At 64.1% G+C, this 8734-nt stretch carries 6 protein-coding genes and 1 tRNA gene; all 7 read left to right on the top strand.

The window, feature by feature from the left end:
• Positions 1-24: 24 nt before the first annotated feature.
• The 7 genes from xylF (at position 25) to VGL01_RS02900 (ending at position 8339) form a co-directional block, all read left to right on the top strand.
• Positions 25-1053, top strand: coding sequence for a D-xylose ABC transporter substrate-binding protein (gene xylF / locus VGL01_RS02870; protein ID WP_331566877.1), 1029 nt, complete (start codon positions 25-27; stop codon positions 1051-1053).
• A gap of 76 nt (positions 1054-1129) precedes the next feature.
• Entirely contained in the window at positions 1130-2689 is a 1560-nt protein-coding gene (gene xylG / locus VGL01_RS02875) for a D-xylose ABC transporter ATP-binding protein (protein WP_331566879.1), read from the top strand.
• Positions 2686-3885, top strand: coding sequence for a sugar ABC transporter permease (locus tag VGL01_RS02880; protein ID WP_331566881.1), 1200 nt, complete (start codon positions 2686-2688; stop codon positions 3883-3885). Before xylG ends, VGL01_RS02880 begins: the two co-directional genes overlap by 4 nt.
• 48 nt (positions 3886-3933) lie before the next feature.
• Entirely contained in the window at positions 3934-4701 is a 768-nt protein-coding gene (locus VGL01_RS02885) for an SDR family oxidoreductase (RefSeq protein WP_331566883.1), read from the top strand.
• A gap of 40 nt (positions 4702-4741) precedes the next feature.
• The gene (locus VGL01_RS02890) at positions 4742-6526 is read left to right on the top strand and encodes an IlvD/Edd family dehydratase (protein WP_331566885.1); all 1785 of its coding nucleotides are present in this window, start codon (positions 4742-4744) and stop codon (positions 6524-6526) included.
• Between the two features lie 98 nt (positions 6527-6624).
• Complete coding sequence (locus VGL01_RS02895) at positions 6625-8199, top strand: PQQ-binding-like beta-propeller repeat protein (RefSeq protein ID WP_331566887.1); 1575 nt, start codon at positions 6625-6627, stop codon at positions 8197-8199.
• Positions 8200-8262: 63 nt separating this feature from the next.
• Positions 8263-8339 (top strand) — tRNA-Met (locus VGL01_RS02900).
• Positions 8340-8734 lie beyond the last annotated feature (395 nt).

Here is an 8734-nt window from a genome sequence, read left to right on the forward strand (position 1 = left end):
GCCCAATATAAAAAGGAGTGAGACATGCAATCCGCAAAGCGTCGTTCGTTCTTGAGTTCGCTGATATGCACGGCCATCGTCGCCGGTTTGTCGGCGGCCGCCCCGCTCGCGCATGCGAGCAAGGATCACCCCGAAATCGGTTTTTGCATCGACGATCTGCGCGTCGAGCGCTGGTCGCGCGATCGCGACTATTTCGTCGAAGCCGCGAAGAAGCTCGGCGCGACGGTCTCCGTGCAGTCGGCCGATGCGAGCGAGGCCCGCCAGAATGCCCAGATCGAAAACCTCATCTCGCGCGGCGTCGATGTGATCGTCATCGTGCCGTTCAATTCGAAGACGCTCGGCAACGTCGTCGCCGAAGCGAAGAAGGCTGGCATCAAGGTGATCTCGTACGACCGGCTGATTCTCGATGCCGATGTCGACGCCTATATCTCCTTCGACAACGAAAAGGTCGGCGAACTGCAGGCGCAGGGTGTCTTCGACGCTCAGCCGAAGGGCAACTACTTCCTGCTCGGCGGCGCGCCGACGGACAACAACGCAAAGATGCTGCGTGAAGGGCAATTGAAAGTGCTCAAGCCGGCGATCGATCGAGGCGATATCAAGGTCGTCGGTCAACAGTGGGTGCCCGAATGGAGCGCATCGAATGCGCTGCGCATCGTCGAAGACGCGTTGACGGCCAACAGCAACAAGATCGACGCGATCGTCGCCTCGAACGACGGTACGGCGGGCGGCGCGATCCAGGCGCTGGCGGCGCAGCACTTGGCGGGCAAGGTTCCGGTCTCGGGCCAGGATGCCGATCTGGCGGCGGTCAAGCGCGTGATGGCCGGCACGCAGACGATGACGGTCTACAAGCCGATCCGGCAAATCGCGAGCGAGGCGGCGAAGCTCGCCGTGCAATTGGCCAAGGGCCAGAAACCCGCCTTCAACGCTCAGTACGACAACGGCAAGAAGAAGGTCGACACGATACTGTTGCAGCCGATCCTGCTCACCAAGAAAAACGTCGACGTCGTCGTCAAGGACGGCTTCTATACGCAGACGCAGCTTTCGAGCAATTGACGCGAAGGCATTCGCGCGGCACTGCTGCCCGGCCCCGGCCGGCGGCGGTGCGCGCGCATCGACGTGGATGAATCGAATGACGCAAGCTTTGCTGACGATGAAAGGCATCGTCAAGACGTTCTCGGGCGTGAAGGCGTTGGACGGCATCGACCTGCGCGTTTCGCCCGGCGAGTGTCTCGGTCTGTGCGGCGAGAACGGCGCAGGCAAATCGACGTTGATGAAAGTGTTGTCGGGTGTCTATCCCCATGGCACCTGGGAGGGATCGATCGTCTGGGATGGCGCCGAGCTCAAGGCGGCGAGCGTGCGCGACACCGAGCGCGCCGGCATCGTCATCATTCATCAGGAACTGATGCTCGTGCCCGAGCTGTCGGTGGCCGAGAACATCTTCCTCGGCAACGAGCTCACGCTGCCGGGTGCTCGCATGAACTACGCGGCGATGTACCAGCGCGCGGACGAATTGCTGCGCGGACTCGGCATCGCCGGCATCAACGTCGCCCAGCCCGTCATGAACTATGGCGGCGGGCATCAGCAACTGATCGAGATCGCCAAGGCGCTGAACAAAAAGGCGCGGCTCCTGATTCTCGACGAGCCGTCCTCATCGCTCACCGCGACGGAAACGCGGATCCTGCTCGATATCGTGCGCGATCTGAAGCGGCGCGGCGTGGCGTGCGTCTACATTTCGCACAAGCTCGACGAGGTCGAGGCGGTGTGCGACACGGTCACCGTGATCCGCGACGGACGCCATATCGCGACGCAGCCCATGCGCGGCCTGACGACCGAGCAAATCATCGCGATGATGGTCGGCCGCGAGATCACGAATCTTTTTCCGCGCGAGCCCCACGAGATCGGCGAGACGGTTTTCGAAGCGCGTAACGTCACCTGTCTCGATGTCACGAACCCGCGGCGCAAGCGAGTCGACGACGTGTCGTTCAACGTGCGGCGCGGCGAGATTCTAGGCGTCGCGGGCCTCGTCGGTTCGGGCCGCACGGAACTGATGCAGGCCGTTTTTGGCGCCTATGCCGGAACGAGCACCGCACACGTGCTGCTGAACGGGCAGCCGTTGTCGATTCGAAGCCCAGCCGACGCGATTCGCGCGGGCATTGCGATGGTGCCCGAAGATCGTAAGCGGCACGGCATCGTGCCGCTCCTGGGCGTCGGCCACAACATCACGCTGTCGGTATTGCAGCGCTTCACCCGGCACGGCGCGCTCGACGCCGCGGCCGAACTCGATACGATCCGCACGGAGATGAAGCGTCTTTCGGTGCGCGCCGCGCATCCGATGCTGCCGATTGCGAACCTCTCGGGCGGCAATCAGCAAAAGGCGGTCCTCACCCGCATGCTGCTGACGCATCCCAAGGTGCTGATTCTCGACGAACCGACGCGTGGGGTCGACGTCGGCGCGAAGTACGAAATCTACAAACTCATCTTCGAGCTCGCGAAAACGGGTATGGCGATCATCGTCGTCTCGTCGGAGCTGCCCGAAGTACTTGGTTTGAGCGACCGCGTTCTCGTGATCGGCGAAGGCGAAGTGCGCGGCGATTTTGTCAACGACGGGCTCACGCAAGAGCAGATCCTGACGGCCGCGATTCAGCCTGCCGGCCGCCAGGCGCAACAGAACGAGGCCAATGCCGCATGACTCCCGAAACGATTTCCCCAAGCCGTGCCGGAACGACAGACGAACGCTCGCTGCCGGGCACCGAGCGCATCAGGCAACTGTTCGCGCGCTACAAGATTCTTGCGCTGCTCCTTGCGGTGGCGGTGATTTGGGTCTTCTTCGCGGTACTGACGCACGGCGCGTTCGCCACGCCGCGCAACCTTTCCAATCTGCTGCGACAGATGGCCGTGAGCGGCATGCTGGCGTGCGGCATGGTGTTCATCATCATTGCCGGTGAAATCGATCTGTCGGTGGGTTCGCTGCTCGGTTTGCTGGGCGGCGTCGCGGCGATCCTCGATGCCAACCGGCACTGGCCCATCGGGCTGACCGTGCCGGCCGTGATGGTGCTGGGCATCCTGGCCGGACTCTTCAACGGATGGCTTTCGACGTACCGGCGCATACCATCGTTCATCGTCGGATTGGGCGGCATGCTCGCCTATCGCGGCGTGTTGCTCGGTATCACGGGCGGTTCGACCATCGCGCCGGTCTCCGACCCATTCGTCTTCATCGGCCAGGGTTATTTGCCGCGGGCGGCGGGGATTGCACTGGCGGTGGTTCTGTTCGCGCTCCTCACGCTGTTGACGGTGCGCCAGCGTGCCAACCGCCGCCGCTACGATCTGGCTCTCCTGCCGCTTTGGCAGGATGTGGCCAAGGTCGTGGGTGCCGGCGCCATTCTCGGGGTGTTCGTTGCCGTGCTGGACAGCTACGGCGGCATCCCGCTGCCCGTGCTGCTCGTGTTGGTGCTGCTGGGCGTATTCAGCTGGATCGCGACGCAGACCGTCTTCGGACGCCGGATTTACTCGGTCGGCTCGAACCTGGAAGCGACGCGCCTATCCGGCGTAGACACGAACCGCGTGAAGCTCGCCGTGTTCGCGCTGATGGGGCTCATGTGCGCATTCGCCGGCATCGTGAATACCGCCCGGCTCGCGGCCGGCTCGCCGTCTGCCGGCACGATGGGCGAACTCGACGCGATCGCGGCCTGTTTCATCGGCGGCACGTCGATGCGCGGCGGTTCGGGCACCGTTTACGGGGCGCTGATCGGCGCGCTCGTCATGGCGAGTCTCGATAACGGCATGTCGATGCTCGATGTCGATGCCTATTGGCAGATGATCGTGAAAGGCGGCATTCTTGTTCTGGCGGTCTGGATCGACGTGGTGTCCGGATCGAACCGGCGTTGAAACCGGGGCGGCCAGACGCGCCCCAGATTCGCAACTCTTGGAATTCGCATGTCGTACGCAATTTATCCGAGTCTTACCGGCAAGTCCGTCGTCGTGACGGGGGGCGGCAGCGGCATCGGTGCCGCGATCGTGGAAGCGTTCGCGCGGCAGGGCGCGCGCGTATCGTTCATCGACGTGGCCGAGGACGATTCGCGCGCACTCGTGACGCGTCTGGCCGACTGCGCGCACATACCGCGCTTTTATCGTTGCGATCTGCGCAATCTCGACTCGCTGGCGGCAGTGTTCGCCGATATCGAAGCGGCGTCGCAGACGATCGACGTGCTCATCAATAACGCAGCGAACGACGACCGCCACGCTCTAGACGAAGTCACGCCTTCCTACTGGGACGAGCGCATCGCCGTCAACCTGCGCCACCAGTTTTTCTGTGCTCAGCATGCGGCGGCCGCAATGAAGCGCGCGGGGCACGGTGTTATTCTCAATTTCGGCTCGATCTCGTGGCATCTGGCTTTGCCCGAACTGTCGATCTACATGACCGCGAAGGCGGGCGTGGAAGGAATGACACGCGGCCTCGCCCGCGATCTGGGCCGCTTCGGCATTCGCGTGAACGCGATCGTGCCGGGCGCTGTCCGAACGCCGCGTCAGATGAAACTGTGGCAATCGGCCGATAGCGAAGCGAAGCTCGTCGCCGGTCAGTGCCTGCCGCAACGCATCGAGCCCGAGCATGTCGCGCGCATGGCGCTGTTCCTCGCCTCGGACGACGGGGAGCGATGCTCGGGGCGCGAGTATTTCGTCGACGCCGGATGGTACGGCAGTTGAACGCGAACTTTCTCTCTCGATGACGAAGACGACAACCGACATGGCTTCCTCCACTATGCGCAAACTGCGCAGCCAGAAGTGGTTCGACGATCCCGCCAATGCCGACATGACGGCGCTCTACGTCGAACGTTTCATGAACTACGGTCTGACGCGCGAGGAGTTGCAGTCGGGCCGCCCCATCATCGGCATCGCGCAAACGGGCAGCGATCTGGCACCGTGCAACCGGCACCACATCGAGCTTGCGCAACGGACGAAGGCAGGCATTCGCGACGCGGGCGGCATTCCGATGGAATTTCCCGTTCATCCGCTCGCGGAGCAGTCGCGCCGGCCGACCGCCGCGCTCGACCGCAATCTGGCCTATCTCGGGCTCGTGGAGATCCTGCACGGTTTTCCGCTCGACGGCGTCGTGCTGACGACGGGGTGCGACAAGACCACGCCGGCTTGTCTCATGGCCGCGGCCACCGTCGACATGCCAGCCATCGTCCTGTCCGGCGGCCCCATGCTCGACGGCTGGTTCAACGGCCGGCGCGTCGGATCCGGAACCGTCATCTGGCACGCGCGCAATCTGCTGGCCGCCGGCGAAATCGACTACGAGGGGTTCATGGAGCTCACCGTCGCCGCTTCGCCGTCGATCGGACATTGCAATACGATGGGCACCGCGCTGTCGATGAACGCGCTTGCCGAAGCGCTCGGCATGTCGCTGCCGGGATGCGCGTCGATCCCGGCAGCCTATCGCGAGCGTGCTCAGATGGCATATGTGACCGGCAAGCGCATCGTCGATCTCGTACGCGAAGATGTGCGGCCCTCTGCAATCATGACGCGCGAGGCGTTCGAAAACGCGATCGTCGTCGCCTCGGCGCTGGGCGCGTCGACCAATTGTCCGCCGCATCTGATCGCCATCGCGCGGCACATGGGTATCGAGCTGGATCTGACCGACTGGCAGCGGTTCGGCGAGGACGTACCGCTCATCGTCAACTGCATGCCGGCCGGCGAGTATCTTGGCGAGGGCTTTCATCGTGCGGGCGGCGTGCCAGCCGTGCTCCGGCAACTGCATGCCGCGGGGCGGCTCAACGGAGCGTGCGCCACCGTATCGGGCCGCACGATCGCCGAGATCGCGCAAGCCGCACCTGACGCGGACGGCGACGTCATTCGGCGTTGCGATGCGCCGCTCAAGCATCGCGCCGGGTTCATCGTGCTCGGCGGCAATTTCTTCGACAGCGCGATCATGAAGATGTCGGTCGTCGGCGAGGCGTTTCGCCGAACGTACCTGAGCGAGGCGGGCGCCGAAAATCGTTTCGAGGCGCGCGCGATCGTCTTTGACGGTCCCGAGGACTATCACGCACGCATCAACGATCCATCGCTCGACGTTGACGAGCACTGCATTCTCGTCATTCGCGGTTGCGGCACGGTGGGTTATCCGGGCAGCGCCGAAGTCGTGAACATGGCACCGCCCGCGGCGCTCATCAAGCAGGGCATCGATTCGCTGCCCTGCTTGGGCGATGGCCGACAAAGCGGCACATCGGCGAGTCCGTCGATTCTCAACATGTCGCCGGAGTCGGCGGTAGGCGGAGGGCTTGCGCTGTTGCGCACCGGCGATCGGATTCGCGTCGATCTGAACGCGCGCAGGGTCGATGTGCTCGTCGATGAAACGGAGCTCGCGCGACGCCGTGGCGAGACCGCCGCGAGCGTGCCGCCGTCGCAAACGCCGTGGCAGGAAATCTATCGGCAATTCGTCGGACAGCTTTCGACAGGCGGCTGCCTCGAGCCGGCGACGCTTTACCTGAAGGTCATCGAAACACGAGGCGATCCGCGGCATTCGCACTGACGCGTTTTGGGCGTATGGACGCTTTTGGCGTGCGCAATTGGCGCACGCCGACGCGGGTTTTGTAGCATGATTCTCGCGATCGACGTCAGGAGCCTATCGTGGAAAAACCGCCTTTGCCGCAGCCCGGCGATTCCACTGTCGCGGGCCGCACCCCGGCGTTCATCGCGCGCGTCGCGGTGCCGCTCGTCGTGCTGGTTTCCTTCGCAGTCCTGATCTTCATGCGCGCCGCTTCGGCGTGGTCGCTCGGCGGTGGCTCGGTGCTCGGGTATCACCGGTCGGCCGATCGCGCCGGTCAGTACGTGATACGTGATCTGACGTGGGAGAACGCGGGACAGCTTCGCCGCGACAGCGGCTTCGATGGCACGATCGAAGGGCATGTCTACGCGCAACCGCTGTACTGGCATCCGCCTGGAGCGAGCGTCGGGCTCGTGATCGTCGCGACGGAATCGAACATCGTTTATGCGCTCGACGCGACGACGGGCCGTGTCGTCTGGAAGCGTGCGCTTGGCCAGCCGGCCCGGCGCGGCGATTTGCCGTGCGGCGATATCGATCCGCTCGGCGTGACGGGCACGCCTGTCATCGATCCCACGAAAGGCGCCCTTTACCTGGATGCGATGGTGAAGGACGGAAAGGGGCTCAAGCATCTCATCTTCGGACTCGCGCTGCGCGACGGATCGGTGCTGAAAGGATGGCCTGTCGACGTCGCGGCCGGCGTGAAGGCGCTCGGTACCGCATTCGATGCAACGGTGCAAAACCAGCGGGGCGCGCTCGTGCTCGCGGGCGGGCGGCTCTTCGTTCCGTACGGCGGACATACGGGAGATTGCGGCGCATACCGCGGGCGCGTGGTCGCCCTTGCGCTCGACGCGCCGGCCGTATCGGGCGAGTGGCATACGCGCGGCACGCGGGGCGGGATCTGGGCGCCGGCCGGCATCGTCGCGGCTGAGGATCATCTGTTCGTGACAACGGGCAACACGTCGGGCGCGAAGTCATGGGCCGACGGCGAGGCTGTCATTCGGCTCAGCCCCGAACTCACGCGCTCGTCGGATCGAAGCGATTTTTTCGCCCCTTCCGACTGGCAGCAGCTCGATAGCGACGACAGCGACCTTGGTGCTACGAGTGCGGTGCCGATCACCGTGCATGGGCGTCGATTGATGCTGGCGCTTGGCAAGGATGGCAAGGCGTATTTGCTCGATCGCGACAAGCTTGGCGGAATCGGCGGTGCGCTCGAGGCCAGCGCGGTATCGGGCGCGCCTATTCTCACGGCACCGGCAACCTGGGCCGATGGCGATGCCGCCTTCGTTGCCTTCAGAAGTGCGGCTCAACTCGAATCGTGTCCGGGCGGCGGACGAGGGGCGGGGGTGACCGTGCTGCGCATCGACGGCGCGGGCAAGGGCGGCATCAAGTCCGCATGGTGCCGCCCAATGGAGGGCGGCGGCAACCCGATCACGACGACGAGCGATGGCCACTCGAACCGCATCGTCTGGATCGCGGGCGCGGAACGCGACGACCGCCTCCACGGCTTTCGTGCCGACAATGGCGAGCCCGTTTTCTCCGGCGGAGGGGACGAGGATCGCATGCCGGGGCTGCGCCGTTTTTCGACGATCGTTGCCGCGAACGGCCGGCTTTATCTGGCCGGCGATGGCAAGGTGTATGCGTTTGCGTTGCCGCGTTGAGCGCGGTGACCAGGCGCAATGTTTGACGCGTCTTGAGAAAGCGGATATACTTCTTTTCTCTGACGCGGGGTGGAGCAGTCTGGCAGCTCGTCGGGCTCATAACCCGAAGGTCGTAGGTTCAAATCCTACCCCCGCAACCAAACAGCATTCGAAGGTCTGATTTCATTGCGAAATCAGACCTTTTTGCTTTGTGCGCCCAGGATGGGCGCACGCCTGCGGGTGTAAGTCCCGCCATAAGCTGGTCACAGCGAATGAAGTGAAGCGCAACTGCACGAGGGCGACTGAGTGTGGGGAGGAAGCGTGGAGCGTAAATCGCGAGCCGATGAACACGAACCGTATAGAAGGCGCCGCCGAGCAGGGCGAGCGGGCAAAGAACCGCGAAGCTCTTGTGACCAAAGCGGAGCGGCGTAGATGCGGCGGTTGTGCGATGAAGGAGTGCGTTCTTACCTGGGAGTCCTCGCCTCATGCCTGAAAGGGCAACGGTGTCCCCCAAGGGGATTTCCTTTGGGCATCGAACCGGAGCGAGGCGTCATAC

This window comes from Trinickia sp. (genome assembly GCF_036503415.1).
In the GTDB taxonomy this organism is placed as follows: Bacteria; Pseudomonadota; Gammaproteobacteria; order Burkholderiales; family Burkholderiaceae; genus Trinickia.